Source organism: Gryllotalpicola daejeonensis (assembly GCF_039538145.1).
GTDB classification, from domain to species: Bacteria; Actinomycetota; Actinomycetes; order Actinomycetales; family Microbacteriaceae; genus Gryllotalpicola; species Gryllotalpicola daejeonensis.
In genome coordinates, this window is record NZ_BAABBV010000001.1 from 2,468,905 (window position 1) to 2,494,725 (window position 25,821).

The following is a 25,821-nucleotide window of genomic DNA, read 5'->3' on the forward strand; positions in this document are numbered from 1 at the left end:
CAGCACAGGCCGGGCCTGCGGTGCTCGTACTCTCATCCTCGTGGCGCGGGGACTTGCGAACAGTCTAAGCTAGGTTCGATAAAGGTGCAACCCAAACCCAGAAACTAATCGAACTAATCTTCTGCAGCCTGCTTCGCCGCCAGGTGCTCCCAATCGTGCGCGAAGATCTGCTCGAAGTAGGCCGCGACCTTCTCGTTCTCGATGATCACCCCGGCGTCGCGGTTGTGAAGGGCGCCCGCGCTCGACCAGTTCTGACTCGAGATGAGCACCGCACGGCCGTCGACGATGACGCCCTTGTTGTGCACGTTGTTCTGCAGCTTCACGGAGTTCGCGACATCGAGCCCCAACGCCTGCAGTTGCTCGAGATACCCAGCGGTCTCGTACTCGCTCATGATGATCTGCACCTCGACGCCGGCCTTCTGCCGATCGATCACGGCCTGCACCAGGTCGACGAACGCCTCGTTCGTGGCATCCGTCGTCTTCGGCAATTCGATGTACTGGAACTGCAGGTGCAGCGTCTTCGACGCGCTCGCGATGAGAGCCTTCACCGCGTCGACATACACCCCGGCATCGGGGGTCAGCACCGGCGTGATCGTCATCTCATCGGTCACCGTCTGGCCCGGGAAGAACCGCGCGAACGGAGGCGTCTGGACGGCCGGCTGCAGCAGCTCCGGCTGCATGAAGGCAGCGGATGCCTGATTGTGCTGCGCCGCCACCCGATAGTCGTTCTCGAGATACGCCGCGAACGTCTGCGTCAGCTCGGGGCTGCGCACGACGACGTGCCAGTCGCGGTCCCCGCTGCGCGCGGCATCCGCATCGCCTGCATTGTTCACCGGGTCGATGTCGGGCTGGTTCGAATTGTTCCAGTTGCCGCTCGAGACCCAGACGGCCTTCGAATCCTGGGCGGCCACCTTGATGTGGTACGCCGTCTGGAAGACGGTCGCGGTCGCCTTCGGGTCCATTCCCGACAGCGCCCATGCCTGCTTGAGATCGCTGCCGAGCGCTTTCTCGAGCTCGGCGACCGTCTGCTCATCGGTCTGGTCAGCTGTCGGATTCTTCGCCGGGTGGTCGAGCGTCAGAGTGACCTGCTTGCCGGCGGCCGCCTTCTCGAACGCAGCGAGCACGTGCGCGGAGGTGAAGTCGTAGAGCCCGATCACAAGCTCGGTCTCGGTCGCATCGAGAAACGAGCCGAGCTGCGCCCAGCCCGCATCGGGCGACGCCGCGAGCTCGACCGTGAGCTCGCCGGACACCGGCGCGAGCGGCACGCCCGCGGGCGGCGAATAGGGCAGCTGCGTCTTCTTGGCCGGTTCCGCTGCGAGATTCTCTGAAGGCGGCGCGGATGACTGAGGCGGCCGCTCTGCGACAAGGATCTCGTGCTCGAACTCCGGCACCTTCCCTTCGTCGGGCGCACTGACGCCCGTGGCGGCATAGCGCTCCGGCTCGAGCAGAGCGGCCTTCTTCCGTGCCGATGCCACTCGCGCATCGACCGGATGGCCGCCTACCTCCGAGGGCAGCCCGTGCGGCACCTCGCCGTCGACGGTCACGACGATCGCGGGGGTGTGGGTGAGCCACCCGTCGACGAGCTGGAACCCAGGGCGCACGCTCAGCACGCCGGGCAGCCGGAACACGTCGAGGCGGCGGCTGATCAGGTCTGCCAGGTCGCTGAAGGAACGCGAGGTGTCGGTCACGGCGGCGACCCTACCCCGCACGGGTGACACCAGATTTGACGCTTAGCAAGCTCCCCACACTGGGGGCGCGTTGTCTACTGCAATGAAACAAGCTCATCAGTAGCATGCGGGAGGGCCAAAGGCCCTGGTAGTGAGGAGAAAACATCGTGGACTTCATTGAACGGCTGAACGCACTCGCTACCAAGGTGCGTGCGCAGAAGGATTCGATTCAGACCGAAGAGGCTACGAAGAACGCATTCGTCATGCCTTTCATCTCGGCCGTCCTTGGGTACGACGTTTTCAACCCCCTTGAGGTCGTTCCGGAGTTCACGGCTGACGTTGGCCTCAAGCGCGGCGAGAAGATCGACTACGCGATCATGCGTGACAACGAAGTACAGATTCTGATCGAAGCGAAGAAGTCCGGAAGCGCGCTCAGCCTGGAGAACGCGTCTCAGCTTTACCGGTACTTCGGCGTGACGAACGCGCGAATCGCGCTCCTTACCAACGGGATCGTTTACCAGTTCTATACGGATCTGGATGCTCCCAACCGGATGGACTCGAAACCGTTCCTCGTCCTGGACCTCGAAGACATCGACAACTCAGTCGTTCCCGAACTGTCGAAGCTCACGAAGGAGTCGTTCGATCTGGGCTCCGTGATCAGCGCAGCTGAAGAGCTCAAGTACGTCGGCCAGTTGAAGCGTGAGATCGCCGTGCAGTTCCGTGAGCCCGGCGACGACTGGGTGAAGTTCTTCACCAACAAGGTCTACGACGGCCCTTTCACACAGAAGGTGAGGGAGCAGTTCACGGTGCTTGTGGACAAGGCGGCGACGCAGTTCCTGAAGGACCAGGTGAACGCCCGCCTCAAGACCGCTCTTGGGGCGGAGGGCGGCCTCGCGGAGGAGTCCGGCCTGCCCACCACCAACACGGCGCCGGCAGTCGTTGTTGATGACCTCGCGGCTGACCCCGAGGTCCAGACCACTGAAGAAGAACTCGACGGCTACAACATCGTCAAGGCGATCGCGTGCAGCGAGGTCAAGCCGCAGCGTATCTTCCAGCGCGACGCGAAGAGCTACTTCGCGATCCTGCTCGACGACAACAACCGGAAGTCGATCGCTCGCCTCCACTTCAACGGCCGGCAGAAGTATCTGGGTCTCTTCGACGAGGACAAGACGGAGACGCGCCACCCGATCGAATCGCTCGATGACATCTACCTTCACGCCGACCACATTCGGTCGACGGTCAGGCGCTTCGCGTAGTAGCCAAACGCACGAGCCGGACGCTCGCCGTCAGTCGAGGCCGATGAGTTTCCGAAGCTCGGCTGGGGTGACGGATGCCGGCGCGCGACGCTCCGCCGCCGCTTGCCGTGCCAGCCGCTGCAGCGCCTCGTTGACCGGTGCCGCGACTCCGACGGCTCGGGCGATGCGCACGATCTCGCCGTTCAGGTAGTCGGTCTCGATCGATCCGGAACCGCGGGCGAGCGACTGCCACGTCGAGCCGCCGATCGGCCCGTCGACGCCCGGCACGGGCCGCACGTCGAAGACGCCGCCCCGCCAGAGCTCTTCCTCGTCGTCGGTGGGTATGCCTATGCCCGCAGCGGCATATACGGCGAGGCCCTCTTCGCGCGCCAGCCGGTACAGTTCGCGGGAGATGTCGTCGGACGCGCCTGGGCCGACCAGCGCCTGCACCGCGTTGCCGAGATTGGCGAGCAGCTTGCGGTGCTTCCAGCGCAGCACGTCATCGACCAGGTGGACGCGGAAGGTTGCCCGTTCCCAGTCGGAACGGATGGTGTCGAGCAGCTCGACGTCGGCGCCCGCGTCGTCGTCGGCCGACGGCAGGCCATAGCGCCCGACGATGAACATGCCGCTCACCGGCGCGATGCGCACGGTGAACTCGCCCGGCGCGAGATGGACCGCGGGCAGCCAGACGCAGACCCCGTAGACGCGCCGGAAGTAGCGCTGCGCGAGCCGCTCCGCCTCGACGCCGTTCAGAGCGGTCAGTACGGGAAGGAGCTCGCCCGCGGTGCCGACGACCTCGCCGGCCGCGGCGCGCACCGGCTGATCGACCCACTCGAGCAACGCGGTCTGCAGCTGGTGCGTCTTCGTGGTGAACACCAGCACGTCGTCGGTCGTGAGCTCGGCCTCGGCGGGCGAGGTGGCGACCGGGGCGTCGACGCGCACCTCGTCGTCGGGCGAGCGCAGCAGCATCCCGCCGGCGCGGATCGCCGCCGCGTTGTCGCCACGCGCGATCACGAGCGGGGGAGTGCTGCCGTGCTGCGCGAGTCGCGCGGCGAGAGTGCCGCCGATGGCTCCGGTGCCGACGATGACGTATCTCATCGGAATCACTCTAGGCACGTGGCGTCGTTTCGAGCCGCAGGGCTCCCCACGCTCCGCACGCTCCGGGTGCTCCGGGCGAACGTGTGCGTGTCGGCGCCGGGTGCTAGAACTGGGCGCATGCCGGAACTGCCCGAGGTGCATGCGCTCGCCGTGGATCTCGGTGCGCGGCTGACCGGCCGCGTCATCCGTCGCCTCGACATCCTCGCGATCTACGCGCTCAAGACGTTCGCGATCTCGCCCGAGCAGCTGCGAGGCCAGACGATCGCGGGCGTCACGCGTCACGGGAAGTTTCTCGACATCGCGATCGGCCAAGGCCGAGACCAAGGCCGAGACCAAGACCAACGCCAAGACCAAGGCCAGCACCAAGGCGGCGACCGAGCCGAAGACCCGGTCCATCTCGTGCTGCACCTCGCGCGCGCCGGCTGGGTGCGCTGGCGCGAGACCGAGCCGAAAGTGAGCGCCCGCCCGGGCCGCAGCCCGAAGAATCCGCTCGCGGCTCGCCTGATTCTCGAGCCCGACGGCGCCGGCCTCGACATCACCGAGGCCGGAACGAAGAAGAGCCTGCAGCTGCACCTCGTGCGCGACCCCCGAGACATCGAGCGGGTGCGCATGCTGGGGCCCGAGCCGCTCGATCCGGGCTTCACGAGAGACGTCTTCGCCGGCATCCTCAAGACCGCGGGCCGATCACAGATCAAAGGCGTGCTGCGCGACCAGGCGACCATCGCGGGAATCGGCAACGCGTACAGCGACGAAATCCTGTGGGCGGCCAAGATGTCGCCGTTCAAGGCCGCCGCGATGACGGATGCCGAGATCGACCGCCTCTACGCCGCGCTGCAGTCCACTCTGCGTGACGCGATCGCACGGTCAGAGGGGCTGGCGGCGAGCGAGCTGAAGGCAGAGAAGCACGAGGGTCTCAAGGTGCACGGGCGCGCGGGGCAGCCGTGCCCGGTGTGCGCCACGACCATCAGGCAGGTCATCTTCCACGACTCGAGCCTGCAGTACTGCCCCGGGTGCCAGACCGGGGGCAGGGTGCTCGCCGACCGCGTGCTGTCGCGGCTGCTCAAGTAGTTGCGGCATGCCCCGAAGGTGGCACACACCACGGGGTGTGTTTACACTGATCGGCAACTCACCCGTTCCACCCCCGCGGGTGGGGTAACCCGATCAAGGCTGACCGTCCTCCCCTGCGGTCGGTCGCCCTGGAGCTCCCGTGGGACGTCATACCCCCCAGCGCGTGAGCACGCGCCACCCCGCCGTGCTCGGCATCATCACCTTCGTCGCCGTGCTCGCGCTCGCCGGCGGTGCGTTCGTCGCCTGGCAGAAGCTGGCGCCGACCCACTCCCAGCCGGCCGCGGCGCTCGCCGCGGCGCCGAAGTGCAGCACCACCGCCAAGCTCGCGGTGACCGTCGACCCGTCGATTGCCCCAGAGGTGAGGCAGATCGCCGCGCAGTACGACAAGGTGAAGACCCACTGCTCCAAGATCACCGTCAGCGCGCAGGCCTCGGCAGATACCGCCTCGATGATCGCAGCGGGCAACGGCGTCGGCGTCGATGTCTGGATCCCGGATTCCCCGGTGTGGGTCAACCGCATGCAGTCGATCGCCTCGTCGCTCGGCCGCACCGCGCCCACCCTCACGGCGAAGCAGCCGATCGCCTCATCGCCGGTGCTGTTCGCGCTGCCCACCGCGCGCGCCGGCGACATCGGCGACCAGAAGCTGAGCTGGGGCCGCGTGCTCAACGGAACCGTCACGGCCGTGATCCCGAACCCGGAAGGCTCCGGTCCCAGCCTCGCAGGCCTGCTCGCGCTCGCCCAGCACGCCCACGGCAACACCGAACTCTTGAACACCTCGCTGATCGCGTTGGGCAAGTCGATTCCGGACTCTGCGGGCGCCGCGCTCGCCGCCACGGTCAGTGCGACGAACCTGACGATCGCCATCACGACCGAGCAGCAGGTCGCGAACTACAACAAGACGCACGCGGCCCAGCCGCTCACCGCGGTGTACCCGGCCGACGGCACGCTGTCGGTGCAGTTCCCCTACCTGCTGACTCCGTCCTCGACCCAGAACGGCGACACAGCCGACCTCGCGAGCTCGTTCGAGCAGGCGCTGCTCGCGCAGCCAGCCGTGTTCACGGCCGCCGGCTTCCGTGACGGCTCGGGGAAGGGAGCGGTCGATCAGCCGGGCGTGCTGCCGACGGCATCCCCCGCTCCTGCCGCCGATGACGGCAAGACCGAGCTCGCGCTCTACAAGACGTGGGGCGTGGTCACGCTGCGCGGGCGGATGCTGGGCGTGATCGACGTCTCAGGATCGATGGCGGATGCCGCAGGCGGCGGCCTCAGCCGCATCGATGTCTTCCAGCAGGCCGCGGTCGGGGCGATCAGCCGCTTCTCGGGCGATGTCGAGCTCGGCCTCTGGCAGTTCTCGACGAACCAGAACGGCACGGTGCCCTACAAGCAGATCTCGCCGATCGCCCCGCTCGGCGACCCGACGCACATGGCCGATCTGTCGAGCAAGATCGCCGGTCTGCCGCAGCACCTCGGCGGCGACACCGGTCTGTACGAGACGACGCTCGCGGCGGTGCGCGCCGTGCGGCAGAGCTACGACCCGAACTTCATCAACTCCGTCGTGGTCATCACCGACGGCGTCAACGACGACGATCAGAGCTCCCTCACCCTGCAGAGCCTGGTGGCGACGCTGAAGAAGGAAGCGGACCCGAGCAAGCCCGTGCCGGTGATCATGATCGGGTTCGGTCCGGACACCGACATCGCTGCGATGACCCAGATCGCGAAGGCGACGGGCGGCGAGGCCTACACGGCGCAGCAGCCGCAGGACCTCGGCACCGTGCTGACGACGGCACTCACCGAGCGCAGCTGCCGGCCGAACTGCACCCCGTAGCGCGCCCGCAGCACAGGGGTCAACCGCGCGAATCCGCTCGATCGCAGGCGTAGCGTGAAGAGCGATGCGCAGCGCAGGGCCGGCGACAGCGTCGCTGACAGAATCCGAATCACAGATCGAGCTCGCTCGTCGCCCGCTGGGGCGGCAGCTGCTCGAGGTCGTCGCGCTCTACGCGGTGTCTCGTGTGTTCTCGACGCTGCTGCTCGGCATCGGCCTGCTCGTCGTCGTGGGCCACGGCTGGCATCTGCCGTGGCAGACCGTGACGCCGGCGTTCGAGCTCACGGCGCACGGCTGGTCGCCGCACCTTCCGAGCCTCACCGACGCGATGGCGCTGTGGGACAGCGCGCACTACCGCGCGATCGCCGAGCAGGGTTACCCCACCGTGCTGCCGCGCTCGGCGAGCGGCCAGATCGACCCGAACAGCTGGGCGTTCCTGCCGCTCTACCCGATGCTCGTGCACGGCATTCAGCAGCTCGCCGGCACCGGGTTCGCCGGCACGGGGGTCGTCGTCTCGCTGGTGTTCGGCGGCGCGGCGGCCGTCATGCTGTACCTCGTCGTGCGCGATCGTGCGGGCGCACGCCGCGCGCGGTTCGCGGCCGTCATCTTCGCGTTCGGCCCGCTCGCGTTCGTGCTGCAGCTCGCCTACGCCGAGAGCCTGTTTCTGTTCCTGTTCTTCGCGGCGATCTATCTGATGCAGCGCAGACAGTACGGCTGGCTGATCGCGCCCGCCGTTCTCGCCGCGTTCGCGCGGCCAGGGGCGCTCGCCTTGGCGCTCGCGCTCGCGGTCGTGTTCGTGGTGCGCTGGCGCAGATCATCCAGGGATGCCTTCCCCGCGGCCGAGCGGGTGAAGCTCGCCGTCGCCGCGCTCGTCACGGCCCTCGCGGGCGTCGCCTGGCCGGTGGTGGCGTGGGCCGTGACCGGAGTCCCGAATGCGTACACGGCGACCGAGCTGTCGTGGCGCAACGGATTCCTCGGCCACACCGACTTCAAGCCGTTCAGCGCGTGGTTCGAGCTCTTCGGCAGGTATCTCGGCGTTCCCGGTGTCCTGGCGGTGGTCGCGGTCATCGTGCTGTTCGCGCTGTGGGTCGGCCGGCGAGGCATCCGCCCACTCGGGCTCGAGAATCTCGCGACGGCGGGGTCGTACGCGCTCTATCTGCTCGCCGTGTTCATGCCGCAGCAGAGCGTGTTCCGGGTCGCGATGCCGCTCGCGCCGCTGATGGGTGACCCCGGAATCGTCGACCGGCCGTGGCTGCGGCGCACCGTTCTGGCTGTCGCGATCGCCGCGCAGCCGGTGTGCGTCGCGGTGCTGTGGTTCTACGCGAACCCGTAGCGCCTATCGGCCGCGTCGCCCGCAGCCGACCCCCGGTTGCGCCACCAGGATCCGCTGTGCGCTACTCGGATCCGAGTGGCGCAAAGCGGAAGCCAGTGGCGCACGCGCGACGGCGGCCGCTAGGCGGTCGGCAGCTCGAGCGCCGTGCGGATCGTTTCGATCAGTTCGCGCTCGCGACCCACGAGGTCGTCGAACCAGGCGACGGGGTCATAGGCGGCGAGCTCGTCGCGCGGGTGCCCGCCGGTGCCGACCGCGATCCAGGGGATTCCCGACCCGACCGCGCAGGCCCCGTCGTTCACGGTGTCGCCGATGATGATGGTGAGCGGATGCCGCGTCCGAGCGGCCTTCGCCATCTCGATGCGGTCGCTCCACTCGCGGCCGAAGTAGGCGGCATTCCAGTCGAACAGCTCGATCGGCAGCCCGGCCGACTCGAGCTTCATGCGCGAGACCGGCCGGCCGTTGCCAGTCAGCACCGAGTTCACGAATCCGGCATCCGCGATCGCTCTGATCGCCTCGGCCGCGCCGGGGATCGCGATGCGAGGTACCTCGGCGAAGTGCCCGACATAGAGCCGGTCGATGGCGGCCTCGAGCGGGGCGAGGTCGGTCGGCACTGGCATCCCCGCGTGTTCGAAGAGACGCCCCCAGACCATGCGCTCCGTCGCGCCCGCACCGAAGCCGGGGCGCTCGAGCTCGACGCCCAGCACCTCGCGGATCGCCCGCATCTGCATGCGCGAGCCCTCGCCGCGGGTCTCGTGCACGAGCGTGCCGTCGATGTCCCAGAGGACGACGGGGCGTGCGTCGTTGTGAGAAGCGGATGCCTGGTCAGCGGTGGTCACGTGATCAAGCTTTCCAGGTGCGGCGCTGGGAGTTGTCCCCGGGCGGCGGCCGCCGATTTGAGAGGCGCCGGGGTGCCCTGTTAGGCTGTCTGAGTTGCGTTCGCGCCCGTAGCTCAATGGATAGAGCATCTGACTACGGATCAGAAGGTTAGGGGTTCGAGTCCCTTCGGGCGCACGTTGGTTTGAGACAGCAACAGGCGAAAAGCCCCGGAATTCCGGGGCTTTTCGCGTATCCGGCGGTAACACCCGGCGACACCGCGCAGCACAGGTATGTGTGCACGCATGTGTGCACCGGCGTAGCCTGTCCGCATGCCGAAGAGGCGGGACCACGGGCAGGGCGCCCTGTACGAGCTGAAGAGCCGCGGATTGTGGCGCGGCGTGGTCGACAACGGCTTCACCTCCGACGGTAGGCGCAAGCAGGCATACGTGCACGCGAAGACGCGGGAGGAGTGCCTCAAGAAGCTGCGGCAGCTGATGCGCGAGATCGACGAGAACGGCGCGCCGCTCGACCACCACACCCGCATCGAGGAGCTCGCGAAGGCGTGGCTCGAGGACGCGGGCGGGCGCCTCAAGCCCAAGACGATGCAGGGCTACCGCTCGCAGCTGGCCGCCAACATCGTGCCCGTGCTCGGCAAGCGGGTTGTCGGGGATCTCAAGCCCTCGGACGTGCGGCGGCTGCACTCGGCGATCTTCGCCCGCGGCGTCGGCCCGTCGAGCGTCGCGGCGGCCCACCGCACCCTGTCGGCGATGCTCGGCTACGCCGTCGACGAGAGGCTCGTGGCGCGCAACATCGCCGAGTCGGTGGACATTCCGAGCCGTGCGCCGGCCGAGCGCGACTCGCTGACGCGTGCCGAGACGCGGGCGCTGCTCGACCTCGACGATCCGCGCTGGACGCTTGCGCTGCTGTCCGGCGCTCGCGACGGCGAGTTGCGCGGGTTGCGCATCGACGACCTCGACCTCGACGGCAAGACGGCGCACATCTCCTGGAACCTGGTCGAGGCGACCTTCCGGCACGGTTGCGGCGGGCACTGCGGTAAGAAGACGGCCGGCCGCTGCCCGCAGCGCGAGCTCGACGTCGCGCCGAACCTCGAGGCGGTGCCGCTTGAGGGCCGGTGGGTGCTCGTGCGCCCGAAGGCGTACAAGCCGCGTATCGCGCCGTTGACCGATGAGCTTGTGGCGGTGCTCCGGCGGCACCTTGACGCGAGCACCGGACCGAACCCGCACCGGCTGGTGTGGCACCGCGCGAATGGGACGCCGCTGCAGAACTCGGACATGAACGACGACCTGCGCGCGGCAATGGCCCATGCGAAGATCTCCCGGCCGGCGACGATGCACTGGCTGCGCCACACCTACACGACCATGGCCGAGCACGCTGGTCTTGAATGGGTCGTCTACGCGAGCATCTCGGGCCACGCCTCGGAGGACGTCTCGCGCCGCTACACGCACCAGCTCGAGCGCGAGGCGCGCGACGGCGTGCAGCACCTCGACCGCTATCTGCGGGCGAACGAGCGATCCTGATTGCTGATGTGTAAATCTCACGGCAGATTCTTTGCTCGTGAACTGCACGTGCGAAACGGGTTTGCACGTCTGCAAAACATGTAAAAAAAGCGCGCCATTCTTTACATGACTTTGCAATGTGCGAATAGAGTTTGCACATGGCCTGGAGTCCGACGGAACCCTACAACCAGCTGCCCCTGCTGCCTCCGTCGGTCGACGTCGAGACTAGGGCAGTTCTCAAGGCCGCCGTTGAGGCGCGTGCAGCGCTTGCCGCGCTTGATCAGGCCTCGCAGCGCATGCCGAACCCGACCGTGCTGATCAACACCATCCCCCTGCTCGAAGCGCAGGCGAGTTCCGAGATCGAAAACATTGTCACAACGACGGATCAACTGTTCCGGTATGCCCAGGAAGAAGATGAGGCCTCCGACCCCGCCACGAAGGAGACCCTTCGGTACCGGACCGCGCTGTTCGCAGGGTGGCGAGCGATTCAATCACGCCCGCTGACGGTGACGACGGCGGTTCAAGTGTGTACGACCATCAAGCAGCGCCAGATGGACGTGCGAAAGCTGCCCGGGACCCTGATTGCGAATCCCGCGACCCGCGAGGCGATCTACACCCCGCCGACGGGCGAGCACACCATCCGAGACAAGCTGTCGAACTGGGTCGAATTCGTTCACGCTCCCCTCGGGCTCGACCCGCTCGTCGTGATGGCGATTGCGCATTACCAGTTCGAGGCGATCCACCCTTTTGAGGACGGCAACGGTCGCACCGGACGTGTGATGAACATGCTGCTTCTCGTCGAAGCAGAGATTCTGAAACTGCCGATCCTCTTTCTCTCGCGCTACATCATCGAAAACCGAGACGCGTATTACGCGCTCCTGCTTGCGGTGACGGCCGAGCAGAAGTGGGAGGAGTGGGTGCTATTCATGCTCGAGGGACTTCGCCAGACGGCGCAGTCGACCTTGCGCAAGATCGACGCGGTGACGGCGCTGCAAGGTGACGCGGCTGAGGCAGTTCGGGCGATCACACCAGGCGGCGCAAACGCGGACCTGTTGTCGGTGTTGTTCGAGCAGCCCTACGTCCGCATCAAAAACGTGGTCGAGCGGTGCCGCGTGTCCCGCCCGACGGCAACGAACTGGCTCAACGCGCTCGTAGACGCTGGAGTGCTTCAAGATCAGCGCGTCGGGAGGGACCGGCTGTTCATCAATACCCGTTTTCTGTGGGTCCTCACCCGAGACGAAGGGGTCGCAGCCCGCGAGTCTGAGCCCACGCTTTTCTAGCCCGAGAGTCTTCCACACTGGCGGAGAGTCAGAGTTTCGGGAGTCGGTTCGGCCGCGTCGGCAGCTGTTCGACGAAGTGCTCGAGGTCGGCGAGGAGGTAGATGGGTTTCGTGCCGGAGAAGTGGACGGTCACGTCGCCCATGCGCACGTGCTGCCGCAGGCGGGTCGGGCTGATGCCGAGGGCTTCGGCGGCGGAGTTGTGGTCGAAGGCGACCACGACGGCCGGGTGATTATCGGGTTCGGGCATCCGGCGGCTCATCGCGCACCTCCGGGCGCCGACGCGCGGCGGGAGTCGTACCGGGGGCGTTCAGCGTGACATGTCGTGCACATTGCGGCTCCCCTCCGGTGTTGCGGTTGGTGCTGTCGCTGGTCGTGCGGCGCGGTTGAGGTCCTCGCGCGCGGCGGCGCGCGAGTCGTGGAGGGTGGCTTCGATGTCCGGGCGCTGCATCATCTCGATGAGCTGCGTCTTCGCGCCGGGCTCGGCGGGTGCGACGAGCACGACGTCGTTGCGGTCCCGCCCACGGGTGAGGCCGACGTAGAGTCCGGCCGCTCCGACGCCGGGCCCGACGAGCGCGGTGTCCGTGGTCTCGCCTTGCACGCCGTAGACGGTCGAGGCGTATCCGAGGTGGAGGTGCGAGGCGGCGTAGTCGTGGCTGATCCTGCGCAGCTCGGTGGAGTCGGAGACCGACGCGAGGATTACGGAGTCGGCGGTGATCGACTTGACGGTCCAGGTCTGGCGGTTCTGGACCGCGGCTGCCGTGTTGTTGCGGCGGGTCTGGACGATGTCGCCGGCGAAGATCGGCTGACCGCCCTGCCCGGCCGTCGCACGTGTCGTGTCGATCGTGCCGGCGGCGATGCGGCGGGCTTGGATCGCTTCGGAGATGCTCTGCGCCTCGGCGTGAGTGGCGGTGACCAAGGCGATCGAGCGGCCGTGCCGCTGTGCGTCGAACCAGGCGCCCGTCATGAGATGCTTCGCGTCGGCGTCGCTGTTCGCCAGTGTGACGTGCCCGGTGCGGATGAGCTCGTCAGCGACCCGCTCCGCCTCGCCGGGGCCGGCCGGCTCGCGCAGCCGGGTGGTGAGCTGCGCCCAGGCGGGGTCAGTGAACCGTTGCACGGAGGTTAGCTGCACCCGCTCGTCGGCGCGGTGCCAGAACAGGCGCATCGCTCCGGAGTGGCCGACGGGCAGTGCCTGGTTCTCGTCGCCGACGAGCGCGACGCCGGCGCCGGTGCGCTCGAGCACATCGACGAGGGCGCCGGCGGCCTCGAGGTCGAGCATGCCGGCCTCGTCGACGACGATCCGGTCGGTTGGCCTGATGCGGATGGTCGGGCCGCGGTAGGTCCCGCCGGTCTGCGGGTCAGTGTCGCCGGGCTGCAGCCGAGTCCATCTGGTGGCACCAGCCGCATCTGTCGCCCATCGCCACCCGTAGTCGTGCAGCAGCTGGTGCAGCGAGGAGGACGCGCTGCCGGTCTCGCGCCCGGCAACGGCCGCTGCCTTCTTGGTGGGCGCGATGACGATCGTGTTGCGGCCTTGCCGTCGCAGCGCGACCACGGCGAGCTTCAGCATGGTGGTCTTCCCGGTGCCGGCCGGTCCGGAGATCGCGACGATGCGGGAGGTGCCGGCGATGGCGGATGCCCCGTCGGCCTGTCCGGGGTCGAGGGTGCGGCCGGGCTCCACCAGCTGGGCGAGTCGCTCGATGACCTCGGGCTGCAGCGAGTGCCCAGGTGTGGCGAGCGCCTCGATCCGGCTCGCGAGTGTCGTCTTGCGGGCGGCGGTTTCGGTGGCCATGAGCCGCTTGACGTGGGCGGGGATGCCCGGCTCGGCAAGCAGCGTCACTGTGTGCGTCCCGATGGCGGCATTGACGACGTGGCGCAGCACCGCGTCGAGCCGGGCGCGTTCGGCGACGACGCCGGAGGCGGCGAGGGCGCGCAGTACGCCGGCGCGGACGTCCAGCACGCTGAACCGTCCGCCGGTGCCGGTGGAGCGGGCGTCGGCATCCACGACAGCTCTCGCGGCCAGCAGCTCGAGGTCGAGATCCTCGATGCTGACGGCAGCCGGGGTGACGGGACGTCGTGGACGATTCACCTGCGGGTCGAGGGTGCCGATCTCGCCGCGGATGACCTGCGCCCAATCGTCTTCGGCGAGGCGCTCTGGTTTGTCGGGACGCCCGGTCGCCCAGGCCCAGCGGTCGATCTGGTTGAGCACGTCCCGGGACGGTTCCTGTCCGGGGTGCTGCTGCTTCCACCAGGCGGTCTGGGTGATCTTGTTCGCCTCGATCTGCGCGGCCCGCTTCGACAGCGGCCGAACAAGGTGCGCGAGCTGTGCGATCTCACCGTCGGCGTTCAAGGTGAGGCCCTTGGCGGCGAGGGCGTTGATCCAGGCGGGGTCGGTTCTGGCGGCGAGGTCGCCTTCGGCGTTGATGGCGTTCTGGAACCGCATCGCCACCCGCGAGTCGATATTCGACCACTTGCCGTCTGTGCCTTGGACGCGCACGTTCAGCCACAGGTGCCGGTGCTTGTGCGGGTCCAGCGACCGGGACCGCTCATGTTTCAGTTCGACGACCTCGATGCGGGCGAGGTCCTCCCGGATCGCGGAGTGCACCCCGCGGCGGGCGTTCAGCTCGGCCTGCCACAGCTTGATGATCCGGTCCCGCAGCCGGTCCTGCAGGTCCTCGTACGCGGCGTTCAGCTCCGGGTCCAGCAGCGCGGCGATTGAGTACGTCTTCGGCGCGTTGATCGTCGAGTCCAGAGCCAGGTCCGCGGTCGGCGACTCGAGGTTCCGGCCCCGGCGCTCCCCGGTAAGCGGATCGAGCCCGTCCACCCAGTCCTTGAGCTGCTCACGGTTCAGCAGGTCTTCGCGGATGACGCCGTTCTCCACGATGTACCGCGTCATCGCGCCGTCCGCGTAGTCCGCCGCGGCGGTCACCCCGTCAGCCGTCGTCGCCGTCAGCGTCGCATCGCACGCCCCGCCGAAGGCATACGCCACCGCCTGTTTGACACCCTGCGCGCGCTCCCCGCGCTTCCATCTCGCTAGTCCGCCCCTCATATCTACGAGTTGCACGTTTGGCGCGCATCTCGACATCAAAAAGCGCGCACCTCTGAAAAGAGCCTGCGTGCATCGACTATCGATCCTTGCGCTCGGCGCATTGCACTGAGGTCACTCGCCCACATCTCGTGAAAGGCATTCGGCTGCGTTTGGCCGTGGTGCTTGAGCTCTTGGTCAGGGCGGTCGTGGATCGATGCCGCTCCGGGGCGCGGAGCCGCGCGACGGTCAGCCGTCGGATGTCGCACCGCGGCATCTGGCGGCATGATCGCCGTCTAATGGTTGCTTTTGTGCAAGCAAGCAAAGCCCCGTTCTGGGGGCATCGAGATGATTGTCTAGCGGGGGTGAGGGCGCATATGTATTAGCTCAGCGAGCGATCAGCGTCGGCTTTCGGCGTTCTTGGGGCTCTCGTAGTGAAGCGGGAGTCCGTGTGGCTCGGTCTGGCTCTTTCCTGTCGGCTGTGGGCCGCGTCGGCGCGGTTGCTGCCGGGACGGCGGCGTTGCTGGTGGTCACGGTTTTGGTGCCTGGGGCGGGGGATGCCGCGTCTGCGGCCCCCGCGCCGGCGAAGGCGCCGAAGCGGGCTGCGGTGACGGTCGCGCCTGATGCGGTGTCTGCACAGGTCGATGCGCGCGCTCAGGGCAGGCAGGTGGAGGTGCTGTCCGAGCGCACCGAGACGTCGCAGACTTTCGTCAACCCCGACGGGTCGTTCACGAGCAAGTCGACGGCGGGGATCGCGCGGGTGCGGGACACGTCCGCGAAGGACGGCTGGCGTGACGTCGACTTGACGCTGACGACGCGCGCGGACGGCACGATCGCGCCGGTCTCGCCGGTGAACGACGTGGTGATCAACGGCGGCGGGGCGGGGTCGGCTACGAGCCCGCTGGTGTCGGTCGCTGATCGCACGGGCGCGGACTCGGTGGCGCTGTCGTGGCCGGAGGGGGATCTGCCGAAGCCGAAGATCTCCGGCGACACGGCGACGTACAAGGATGTCCGCCCGGGGCAGGACCTGGTGATCCAGGCCACGCGCACCGGGTTCGAGCAGTTCCTCGTTCTCAAGTCGAAGCCGGCCTCGGCGCAGGAGGCGAAGCTGAGCCTGCCGGTGACCTCCCACGGCTTGTTCTTCACCGCGAAGAAGTCCGGCGGCGACACGTCGGTTGTGGTGATGAACAAGGCGGGCAAGGTGCTCGGCGGGCTGGGCGACGCCGTCGTCACGGATGCCCGCGTGGATGCGAAGACGGGCGCGCCCGAGCACACGGACGTCGCGGATCAGTCTGTGCAGACGGTCAGCGGGAAGCAGGCTCTGGTCATCTCCCCGTCGCAGGAGTACTTGGACGCGGCGACGTATCCGGTGACGGTGGACCCGTCGGTGTCGCTCGGCTCGGACTCCGCCGACACGTACATCGATTCCGGCTTCCCGACGACGAACTACAACGCCGCCACGCTGCTGCATGTGGGCACGTATGACAGCGGGACACATGTGGCGCGGGCGCTGGTGCGCTTCGATGGGGTGCCGATCTCGGGCACGCAGATCCTGGCCGCGACGCTGAACCTGTGGGCCGAGCACTCCTCAAGCTGCACGGCCACGCCGTTCACGATCTACCCGGCGAACTCGGCGATCGCCTACCCGTCGATCACGTGGAACAACCAACCGGCGATCAACACCGGCAACACGGTGACGGCGTCCTCCGCGGCGGGCAGCAGCTGCACGGCGGCGGGCTGGGTGAGCACGAACGTGGTCACACCGCTGCAGTACTGGGCGACCGGGGCTGCGACCACGGTGGGGCTGGAGGTGCGGGCGAGCGAGACCTCGAACGCGTCGTACAAGCGGTTCAACTCGGCGAACATGGGCTCCTACATCCCGAGCCTGACGGTGACGTACAACCGCTATGCGGGCACGCCGACGTCGATGTCGGTCGTCGGCCAGTACACGGTCGACTCGGTGCACTACGTGTCCACGAAGCGGCCGACGCTGCAGGCGATGTCCACCGATGCCGATGGGGATTCGGTGACGCTGCTGTTCGAGCTGTACAATGCGAACACGTTCGCGGCGGCGAACAAGCTGGGCACCTGCACCGTGTCCGGCGGCACCTCGGGGCACGTGTACGGGTGCTCGGTAGCGGTGGACCTTGCCGATAATACGACGTACTACTGGCGGGTGGGAGCCCACGACAGCCATTCCACGACGTTCACGTATGCGGTGATGTACGCGCTGACCACGGCGATCGCCAAGCCCGCCGCCCCAGTGCTGTCCTGCCCGGCCCCGTACTCGAGCGGCGCGTGGCTGGATGCGCCGCCGGCGGCGAACGTGAGCTGCACGATCACGGCGGCCGCCTCGGCCCTATCGACAGCGCCGGTGAAGATCACGTCCTCCGTGGACGGGGCGGCCGCCGCCTCGGTTGCGTTCGCCAAGGGGACGGCCGGTTCGCAGACGGTGACGGTCGCGAAGACCATCGGCGCGCACACGATCACCGCGTACACCACCTCGGTGGATGCGGTGAACTCGGCAACGGTGACGTATTCGTTCGGGTACGGGCAGGCGTCGATCACCTCCCCGCTGACCGGGTTCAAGACCGCGAACACCGTGCATGTGGTCGCCGCGGGGCCGCCGCTGGGCTCGGCGAGCTCGGCGACGGCGCAGCTGGAATGGTCCGGCCCCGGCGTGGCCTGGACGCAGCTCGACGCGGCGACCACGGTCTCCCCCGCCACCAGCGGCGGCCCCGTCCCGGCCGCCTTCGACTGGGACACCACGAAGGCGACCGGCGATGAGATCGACCCGCGCCAGGTCACCACCCTGCAGCTGCGGGTGCACTACGCCTATACCGGCGGCCCCAGCCAGTACACGGCCCCGATCACCGTGGTGCGCATCCCGCACGCCTTCGGCGACGGGTTCCCGACCGCGGACGCCGGAAGCGGCCAGGTGGCGTTGTGGACGGGGGAGCTTGAGACCAGCAGCAGCGACGTGTCGGTGACCACCGCCGCCGACAGCCTCGGCATCTCCCGCGACTTCTACTCGTACCAGGGCCCGCAGAACGCGGTGACCGGGATCTTCGGCCCCGGCTGGTCGGCAAGCCTCGACGGGTCCGGGCTCGGCTACGCGGGCGCGCAGGTCGTCGACCAGAACCTCCAGCGCACCACCGGCCAGGCCGCCGACCAGGACCTCATCCTCGCAGGTACCGCCGACGGCGACCTCGTCTTCAGCCCTCCGGCCGGGGCCACCGGCCCCAGCCCCGCCGGCGCCTACACTCCGGTGGGCGACGACACCGCCCAGACCCTCACGACGCTTACCGTCACCAGCAGCAGCGGCGTGAAGACGCTCACCGCGACGCAGCACGACGGCACCGTGACCACCTGGACGCTGTCGTCCGCGTCGGGCGCGCCGACGTGGACCCCGGCCGGGGTCGCCCAGGCCGGGCAGCAAGGTTCCGAGCGTTTCAGCGCCGACGCCACCGGCCACATCACCCGCATCCTCGCCGCGCAGCCGTACGACGACGGGCTCACCTGCCCCGCAACCGGAACCCTGAACCCTGGCTGCGCGGCCCTCACCCTCAGCTACACCGGAACCGGCACGGACACCCGCCTGCACGAGGTGGACTACACCGCCTACGACCCGGCCACCGCGGCCATGAAGATCACGCCGGTGGCGAGCTACACGTATGACGCGCAGAGCCGGCTCGCCGCCTTCACCGACCGCAGCGGCCTCACCACGACCTACACCTATACGACGAACGGGAATCTGACGCTGCTGGCGTCGGAGACGGCGGCCGGGCAGGCGCCGTGGACGTACGCGTACGACAGCGCCGGGAAGCTCAAGGACGTCACGCGCGGACCGGCTTCCGGAACCGGGAGCGACGCGACGGCCACGAGCATCGCCTACGCGCTCAGCCCCACCGCCGCCGGAATGCCGGACGTCACGGCCGCAACAGTTCAGAAATGGGGGCAGCAGTCCGCCCCCACGCACGCGTGGGCGGTATTCGGCCTCGACCACCCCGTCACGGGGAACCCGGCTGCCAGCGACCTGCCGTACGGGCAGCTGTACTTCACCGACGACGAGGGCTACACCGTCAACACCGCCCAGTGGGGCGCCGGCCGGTGGCTGGTGACCTGGCAGGCCTACGACGAGAGCGGATCCCCCACCGACTCCCTGACGGGCGCGCAGACACAGGCAGCCGTGGCCGAGACGTCAACCGGGAGCGCAGACACCGGTGGTCCCCAGACCATCACCCGGTACCTGCCGGCGGTCCTCAACGACGACGACCCGGCCGATCCCCTCGTACCGGCTAACACCACCCCGAGTGACATCTGGTCGCCGGTCTACGAGGCCAGCGACAGCAACGGGAACATCACCGAGGCGCGCCAGCACACCCACATCTTCTACGACACGGGCGCGCCCAACGACGACGTGAAAGACACCGGCAAGCCGTACCTGCTCCCGACCGAGGTGGTCGTGACTGTCGCCGGCCCGGACTCGGCCAGCACCGACCCGGACCAGCCGCTGCCGACCGGCGAGGCCGTCATCTCCGACACCGTCTACGGCTACGACCCGATCGATGGCCAGAGCCCCACCGGGCCCAGCTCCGGCTGGACACTCGGACAGCCGACGACCACCACCAAAGTGCTCACCGCCTTCGGCGAGCCGAACGTGACCACCAAGACGCTCTACGACGCCCACGGCGCGGTCCTCGAGACGCTCGCGCCCGGCGCGAACAGTGCCGACTCGCTGACCACGAAGACGATCAGGTACACGGCCGGGACAAACAGCGACGACGCGCCGTGCGGCGACAAGCCGCAGTGGACCGGGCTCGAATGCTGGACCGGGCCGGCCGCCGCCCCCGCGCAGGGCCCCGACATCGCGGACACGCGGATCACCGGCTACGACTACTGGCTGAACCCCACGACCACGATCGAGACCTCCGGCACCGGCGACACCGCCGCCACGCGCACCACCACCGACACCTACCACGAGGACGACGGCCGCCCCGACACCGAGAGCATCACGACCTCGAACCTTGAAGGCTCGACCCCGGTGCCGACAACCCAGGTGCGCTACGACCCGGCCACGAAACAGCAGATCGGCACCTCGACCCTGAACGCCGCCGGCCAGGTCACGTCCTACGACGAGGCCGCCTATGACGCCTGGGGACGCCAGGTCAGCTACCGCAACTCCCTCGACGACACAACGACGACCACCTACGTGGCACCGGGGCAGCCCGGCGCGGGACAGGTCAAGACGGTCACAACCTCCGTCTCCACGTCGGCGTACAGCTACGACGGGACGGACGCTGACGGCAACATCGAGCACCGCGGCCTCGCCACAGGACTGTCGGTATCGGGAGTCGGCAGCTACACCGCCGCGTACAACGCGGACGGAAAACTGACCACCCAGACGCTTCCCGGCGGCATCACCCAGCAGCTGAGCTACGACGCCTCCGGCCGGGTCATCTCCCTGGAGTACGACGGGCAGCAGACCGACCAAGACGGCAACACCACCGTCGGGTCGTGGCTAGCCTTCTCCCGCGCCTACAATCAGAACGGACAGGTGCTGCACGACTGGTCCCCAGCCGGCGCCAGCAACACCCCCACCGGCTACAGCAAGCAGTACAGCTACGACGGAGCAGGGCGCCTGATCACCGTCGACGACGCCACCGACCCCGACAGCGGCGACACCACCTGCACCGTGCGGCAATACTCCTTCGACGGCCGAGGCAACCGCACAAGCCTTACCGCAACCAGCGACCCCGATGGCTGCACCACCGACGCCAACGCGACCGGCGCTACGCAGACGTTCAAGGCATGGACGTATGACGCCGACTCCCGGCAGCTCACCGGCGCGAACGGCGCAGGCACGTACACCTACGACGCCTTGGGACGACAGACCAGCCTCCCCGCAGCCGACGCCCCCGATCCCGCAAACGGAGACGTCGCCCTGAGCTACTTCGACACTGACGCGGTGCACACCATCACCCAGGGCGACACGACAACGACTTACGACCTGGACCCGGACGGACGGCGACTTACAGCGAGCACCGCCGGGAACGGTGCCGGAACTGTCACCAATCACTATGGCGATAGCTCGGACAACGCTGCCTGGGCCACCACCGCAGACACGTCGGGCGTCAAGACCACGACGTACACGCCCTCGATCGCCGCCGGACTGGCCGCATCGCTCACAAACGAAGCCGGCAACGCCTCAGCCAGTCTCGATCTCGCGGATATCGGCGGCAGCATCGTTGCCACCATGACGATCCCGTCGACCGGGGACGCAACCAACGTCGATGGCTACTCAAGCTACGACGAATACGGCAACCTCGAATCCGCGCCCCCGAGCACAGGGTCGACGCAGTACGGCTGGCAGGGCACGCAGCAGCGCGCCACCGGTGGTGCGGGGCTCACGCTAATGGGAGCCCGTCTCTACGACTCTATTAGTGGGCGGTTCACCAGCCGGGACACTGTCACAGGCGGAAACGAGAACGCTTATATTTATCCGAATGACCCCGTCAATTACCAAGACATAACGGGCAAGATATCGAGGGCCTTTATCCTGCAACTCATCGGTACCGCGGCTTGGGTGGCGGACTTTGTGGGCATGGTCACGGGAAACCTCGTAATCAAGTTCATCGGCACGCTTTTGGGATTGATCGACACTTTCATGACTTGCAGGAGTGGCTGGACCAGCTTCTCGTGCATATATGGTGCGCTAACTGTTGTTGTCAGCGTCTTCCTAAGTCGCACGATTGCGCGTCTTCTTATGCCCCGCCTTAGGCCATTTGCATTCTTCTTCTCGGAGAAGTTCACCCGTTTTGTTGAATACAAGATCACGGCATACTCCCTGGTGTTCATGCTTGTCGGTTGGGTAGGGTTCCTTAGCCCGAGCCTCAAGAAAAAGAGGTAGGCGCCGTGTCTTGGCAAGGCAAGAGTCTCGCGGTCGTTGAGCGGGTGCTGGGAGTGATCGCCGCGGCTGGACTCGTAGTGCTGTTGTCCGCCTTTGCGTACGCACTATTTTCGCCACATGGGTCAAAGTCGACGGTGCCGTTTGGGCTGATTATTCCCACCGCAGCGGTCGCGTTTGCGGTCGGTTTTTGGGGCTGGGGGTGGATCGGTGGAATTCGAGAACAGGCACGAGAATTCAACGCAATGGCAAGGGGCGCTGGTTTCGACCTTGCTGGTTCGCTCAGTGCATCGCGCGTGGGCCTAGAGTCGCGCACTCGAATTTCGTTGGTGCCCGTCTCCGAGGATCATTCGCGCGCGCTTGAGCGCGCTGCCACCTCCGCTCTTGCCTGTGCTGTTGCCGGGTCGCTGCTAGGTGCGGGCGCGGTGTGGCTCGATTGGCATCCGATTCTTCGATGGATGCCTTTTTCAGCCGCGCTACTAGCGTTGATCGGGGTCGCAGTGTTGCTGTGGCTGCGCACCCCATTGGGGATTGATAGACAAGCACTGGCGGCACTCGCTGGAATTTCTTCAAGCGCGAAGGCCTGGGCCGCCGAGCAGACGGCCTCCACTAGATGGCTAGCAGAGCACTTGGCCCAGTCCCGCTTAAGGGTTGGGAGGCGTATCTATTGGGCCCTAGACCGCGATAGTCTGAGTCTCTGGGTTCGAACAAGGTCCGAGCTCGAATATGTCTTTTCTCTGCCACGCGACCTAATCCATGCGGCCGAGGCACAATGGGTCCCGCGGATGTTTGATTATCAGCCCGGTGTACTTCTAGACTTGAAGTCTCCGGGCGGCAAGATGTCGTCAATCCGAGTGCGTGTCGTGCGCGGCATAGGCCACTACGCGGCCGCAGCTAGCGAGTTGAGCCAAGCGATCAATTCTGACGCGACCTAGCCTCGCTCCAGGGCGGCTTGCACGCGACACACTAAGAGTGCTGGGCCGGTGAGCGATCGAAGGCTGTCGCCGTGGCAACTTCGGTGGCCAGCCCTTCAGGACATCTGAACCTGCGCATGGGGCCCGGATTCCGCGTTTCTACGGAATCAAGCCGATCTAGCTCGTGTTTGGCTCGCGAGCCTCATCCAACATCTCCCACTGGTCCTGACCGACTGAAGCGGTCTTGGACTCAGGTGATGTACGCCCGACTGGCGAGTCGCCAGCATGTGTGCACTGATGTGTGCACTTCGGCTAATGATCTCTCTGTTCACAATGAGCGGGGCTCTCGTTCCGCTTGACTACGGATCAGAAGGTTAGGGGTTCGAGTCCCTTCGGGCGCACACAAACTGGTTGAGACAGTTGGAAGACCCGGTCATGTGACCGGGTCTTTTTTTGTGCCCGGGCGCCGGACTCCACCGAGTTTTCTTACCCCTTTACCGGGGTAGGACAACTCGTTCAGGTCCGACTCAGCTTTCGCCGCCGCGGGCGCCCGGTTACCGGGTGACGGTGGCCCCGCGCAAGGCTCTGCCGGGCCGACCGGCCCCGTGCCACACTCGGCAAGATGGAGATTCCGTTCGCAGAATCCGCACGTTCGACGGTCGGCCTCGAGTGGGAGCTGATGCTCGCCGACGCAGAGACCGGCGGGCTCGTGCCCGCCGCGCCCGGCATCCTTCAGGTCCTCGACGGCGGCGAGAAGATCACCGCAGAGCTGCTCACGAACACGATCGAGCTGACCAGCGACCCGCGCGAGCGCATCGGCGACGCGATCGACGACATCCGCCGCCGCGTCGAGGCCGTGCGCAACCAGGCAGACAAGCACGGCGTCAAGCTGCTCTCGTCGGGTAGCCACCCCTTCGCCAAGTGGCAGGACCAGAACATCACCGAGAAGAGCCGCTACCGCACCCTGATCGACCGGGCGCAGTGGTGGGGCCGGAACCTGATGATCTGGGGCATCCACATGCACGTCGGCGTCGACGACCAGCGCAAGGTCATGCCGATCGTCAGCCAGCTGACCAACTTCCTGCCGCACTTCGAGGCGCTGTCGGCCTCGAGCCCCTATTGGGCGGGCGAGCAGACCGGGTATGCCTCGAACCGCGCGCTCGTCTTCCAGCAGCTGCCGACGGCCGGCCTGCCGTGGGAGCTGCCCGACTGGGCGGGCTTCGAGAGCTACGTCGACGACCTGATCCGCACGGGCGTCATCAGCGAGGTGACCGAGCTGCGCTGGGACATCCGCCCCGCACCGCGCTGGGGCACGATCGAGCTGCGCGCCTGCGACTCGGTGAGCAACACCTTCGAGTTCGGGGCGCTCGCCGCGCTCGCGCAGTGCCTCGTCGAGTGGCTCTCGCGGCGCCTCGACGCGGGCGAGCAGCTCGAGCCGCTGCAGCCCTGGTATCACCGTGAGAACAAGTGGCGCGCGGCGCGCTACGGCATGGACGTCGAGGTGATCGTCGACCGCGGCGGGCGCGAGCTCAAGGTCACCGACCACCTGCGCGAGATCCTGCCGCAGCTCGAGCCGATCGCTGATGACCTGGGATGCCGCGCAGAGCTTGCCGGTCTGCACACGATCCTCGACCTGGGCGCCGGCTACCAGCGCCAGATCGCGGTCGCGCAGCGGGGCGACGGCGACCTCACGAAGGTCGTGAAGCACCTGATCGCGGAGTTCGACGCCGAGCGCCCGCTGCCCGTTCGGTAGCGTGGACGGCCTGATGACAGCCGAGACTCAGGACGACCTCACCACCCAGACCATCGAGCTGCTGCGCGAGCTGATCCGCAACGCCTGTGTGAGCGACGGGTCTGCCGACTCGGGCGGCGAGGCACGCAGCGCGGCCACCCTGCAGCGCTTCTTCGAGGGCTCTGGGGTGCGCATCGAGCTGGTCGAGCCGCACCCCGGCCGCGTCTCGCTCATCGCGACGCTGCCGGGCACGGACCCCGAGGGCCCGAGCCTGCTGCTGCTCGGGCACACCGATGTGGTGCCCGCCGGCCGCGGCTGGACGCACGACCCGTTCGGCGGCGACGTCGTCGGCGAGGGGCCGGACGCCGAGGTGTGGGGGCGCGGCGCGCTCGACATGCTGCACCTCACGGCGTCGTATGCCGTCGCGCTGCGGGCCATCGCGACGAGCGGGGTGCCGCTGCGGGGCCGGCTCGTGTTCGCGGGTGTTGCGGACGAGGAATCCGGCGGCGTCCTCGGCGCGCAGTGGATTCTCGCGAACCGCCCCGACCTGGTGAACGTCGACGGCGTGATCAGCGAGACGGGCGGCATTCCGCTCGCCGTCGACGGGCAGGTGCGCGGCGTCACCGTGACCGTGGGCGAGAAGGGGATGTCTGGCCGGCGGCTGCGTGTCGCGGGGCATCCCCGGCACGCCTCGACGCCGTGGGGCGCCGACAATGCGGTCATCACGGCGGCCTCGGCCATCACCCGCATCGGCGAGCACGCGGCCACCGCGCAGATCGACGACCTGTGGCCGCAGTACGTCGCGGTGCTCGACGTGCCGGACGACGTCAAGGCCGCCCTCGTCGACCCCGAGCTGATCGACGCCGCGCTGCCGCAGCTCGGGCCGATCGCGGGGCTCGCGCACGCGGTGACGCACACGACCTATTCGCCGGACATCGTGCGGGGCGGCGACAAGCTCAACGTGGTGCCGCAGAGCGCGCACGTCGACCTCGACATCCGCACGCTGCCGGGCGTCTCTGCCGCCGACGTCGACGAGCACCTGCGCGCGGCGCTCGGGCCGCTGGCCTCGCGGGTGACCATCGAGCCGCTCGGCAGCGAGTCGCCCGCCAGCCGCTCGCCGCTCGACACCCCGCTGTACGGGGCGCTGTGCGACGCGGTCGCGGCGGCCTACCCCGGGGCGCACGCCGTTCCGGTGATCGCACCGGGGGCCGCCGACAGCCGGTACTTCCGGCAGCGCGGAATTCCGGCGTACGGCTTCGGCATGTTCTCGCCGCGGTGGCGCCACTCCGACTTCCGGCACCTGGTGCACAGCGTCGACGAGCGCGTCGACCTCGCCACGATCGACCTCGCGGTGCACGCGATCGAGCGCGTCGCGCGGCAGGTGCTGGGGTAGCGCAGGAAATGGTGCGTCACGCA

At 67.8% G+C, this 25,821-nt stretch carries 14 protein-coding genes and 1 tRNA gene; 10 read left to right on the forward strand and 5 right to left on the reverse strand.

Annotation, left to right across the window (positions count from 1 at the left end; all coding sequences use genetic code 11):
- Positions 1-113: 113 nt before the first annotated feature.
- Complete coding sequence (locus tag ABD736_RS12020) at positions 114-1,688, reverse strand: phospholipase D-like domain-containing protein (protein WP_344792011.1); 1,575 nt, start codon at positions 1,686-1,688, stop codon at positions 114-116.
- 146 nt (positions 1,689-1,834) lie between these two features.
- Between ABD736_RS12020 and ABD736_RS12025 the strand changes: the two genes are divergently transcribed.
- Positions 1,835-2,923: a type I restriction endonuclease gene (locus ABD736_RS12025; RefSeq protein ID WP_344792012.1), complete on the forward strand. Its 1,089-nt coding sequence runs from the start codon at positions 1,835-1,837 to the stop codon at positions 2,921-2,923.
- A 30-nt stretch (positions 2,924-2,953) separates the two neighbouring features.
- Here ABD736_RS12025 and ABD736_RS12030 read toward each other — a convergent pair whose 3' ends face one another.
- The gene (locus ABD736_RS12030; RefSeq protein ID WP_344792014.1) at positions 2,954-4,000 is read right to left on the reverse strand and encodes a ketopantoate reductase family protein; all 1,047 of its coding nucleotides are present in this window, start codon (positions 3,998-4,000) and stop codon (positions 2,954-2,956) included.
- A 117-nt stretch (positions 4,001-4,117) separates the two neighbouring features.
- Between ABD736_RS12030 and ABD736_RS12035 the strand changes: the two genes are divergently transcribed.
- From ABD736_RS12035 to ABD736_RS12045, 3 genes are all read left to right on the forward strand, one after another.
- The gene (locus ABD736_RS12035) at positions 4,118-5,068 is read left to right on the forward strand and encodes a DNA-formamidopyrimidine glycosylase family protein (protein ID WP_344792015.1); all 951 of its coding nucleotides are present in this window, start codon (positions 4,118-4,120) and stop codon (positions 5,066-5,068) included.
- A gap of 163 nt (positions 5,069-5,231) precedes the next feature.
- On the forward strand, positions 5,232-6,890 hold the full coding sequence (locus tag ABD736_RS12040) for a VWA domain-containing protein (RefSeq protein ID WP_344792016.1): 1,659 nt from the start codon (positions 5,232-5,234) through the stop codon (positions 6,888-6,890).
- Positions 6,891-6,954: 64 nt separating this feature from the next.
- Positions 6,955-8,220 (forward strand): hypothetical protein, encoded by a 1,266-nt coding sequence (locus ABD736_RS12045; RefSeq protein ID WP_344792017.1) that lies wholly within the window; start codon positions 6,955-6,957, stop codon positions 8,218-8,220.
- A gap of 119 nt (positions 8,221-8,339) precedes the next feature.
- On the opposite strand, the gene ABD736_RS12050 is transcribed toward ABD736_RS12045, so the two are convergent.
- Positions 8,340-9,056 carry an HAD family hydrolase gene (locus tag ABD736_RS12050; RefSeq protein ID WP_344792018.1) on the reverse strand — a complete coding sequence of 239 codons (717 nt, stop codon included), beginning with the start codon at positions 9,054-9,056 and terminating at the stop codon, positions 8,340-8,342.
- Positions 9,057-9,158: 102 nt separating this feature from the next.
- Between ABD736_RS12050 and ABD736_RS12055 the strand changes: the two genes are divergently transcribed.
- From ABD736_RS12055 to ABD736_RS12065, 3 genes are all read left to right on the forward strand, one after another.
- A tRNA-Arg gene (locus ABD736_RS12055) sits at positions 9,159-9,231 on the forward strand.
- Positions 9,232-9,365: 134 nt separating this feature from the next.
- Positions 9,366-10,574: a tyrosine-type recombinase/integrase gene (locus ABD736_RS12060; RefSeq protein ID WP_344792019.1), complete on the forward strand. Its 1,209-nt coding sequence runs from the start codon at positions 9,366-9,368 to the stop codon at positions 10,572-10,574.
- A gap of 137 nt (positions 10,575-10,711) precedes the next feature.
- A complete protein-coding gene (locus ABD736_RS12065; RefSeq protein WP_344792021.1) occupies positions 10,712-11,833 on the forward strand; it encodes a Fic family protein in 1,122 nt (373 codons plus the stop codon).
- 28 nt (positions 11,834-11,861) lie between these two features.
- Here ABD736_RS12065 and ABD736_RS12070 read toward each other — a convergent pair whose 3' ends face one another.
- Positions 11,862-12,080 (reverse strand): hypothetical protein, encoded by a 219-nt coding sequence (locus tag ABD736_RS12070; protein ID WP_344792022.1) that lies wholly within the window; start codon positions 12,078-12,080, stop codon positions 11,862-11,864.
- A gap of 60 nt (positions 12,081-12,140) precedes the next feature.
- Entirely contained in the window at positions 12,141-14,816 is a 2,676-nt protein-coding gene (locus ABD736_RS12075; protein WP_344792023.1) for an AAA family ATPase, read from the reverse strand.
- Between the two features lie 517 nt (positions 14,817-15,333).
- Here ABD736_RS12075 and ABD736_RS12080 point away from each other — a divergent pair.
- From ABD736_RS12080 to ABD736_RS12090, 3 genes are all read left to right on the forward strand, one after another.
- Entirely contained in the window at positions 15,334-21,762 is a 6,429-nt protein-coding gene (locus ABD736_RS12080; protein WP_344792024.1) for a DNRLRE domain-containing protein, read from the forward strand.
- Positions 21,763-23,295: 1,533 nt separating this feature from the next.
- Positions 23,296-24,426 carry a glutamate--cysteine ligase gene (locus tag ABD736_RS12085; protein ID WP_344792025.1) on the forward strand — a complete coding sequence of 377 codons (1,131 nt, stop codon included), beginning with the start codon at positions 23,296-23,298 and terminating at the stop codon, positions 24,424-24,426.
- Between the two features lie 13 nt (positions 24,427-24,439).
- Positions 24,440-25,798, forward strand: a complete 1,359-nt coding sequence (locus ABD736_RS12090) for a M20/M25/M40 family metallo-hydrolase (RefSeq protein ID WP_344792026.1) — start codon at positions 24,440-24,442, stop codon at positions 25,796-25,798.
- Positions 25,799-25,821 lie beyond the last annotated feature (23 nt).

Excerpts from the sequence above, each read along its gene's own strand:
- ABD736_RS12030 (WP_344792014.1), bottom strand. The coding sequence starts at position 4,000 with ATGAGATACGTCATCGTCGGCACCGGAGCCATCGGCGGCACTCTCGCC.
- ABD736_RS12035 (WP_344792015.1), top strand. The coding sequence starts at position 4,118 with ATGCCGGAACTGCCCGAGGTGCATGCGCTCGCCGTGGATCTCGGTGCG.
- ABD736_RS12045 (WP_344792017.1), top strand. The coding sequence starts at position 6,955 with ATGCGCAGCGCAGGGCCGGCGACAGCGTCGCTGACAGAATCCGAATCA.
- ABD736_RS12060 (WP_344792019.1), top strand. The coding sequence starts at position 9,366 with ATGCCGAAGAGGCGGGACCACGGGCAGGGCGCCCTGTACGAGCTGAAG.
- ABD736_RS12065 (WP_344792021.1), top strand. The coding sequence starts at position 10,712 with ATGGCCTGGAGTCCGACGGAACCCTACAACCAGCTGCCCCTGCTGCCT.
- ABD736_RS12070 (WP_344792022.1), bottom strand. The coding sequence starts at position 12,080 with ATGCCCGAACCCGATAATCACCCGGCCGTCGTGGTCGCCTTCGACCAC.
- ABD736_RS12085 (WP_344792025.1), top strand. The coding sequence starts at position 23,296 with ATGGAGATTCCGTTCGCAGAATCCGCACGTTCGACGGTCGGCCTCGAG.
- ABD736_RS12090 (WP_344792026.1), top strand. The coding sequence starts at position 24,440 with ATGACAGCCGAGACTCAGGACGACCTCACCACCCAGACCATCGAGCTG.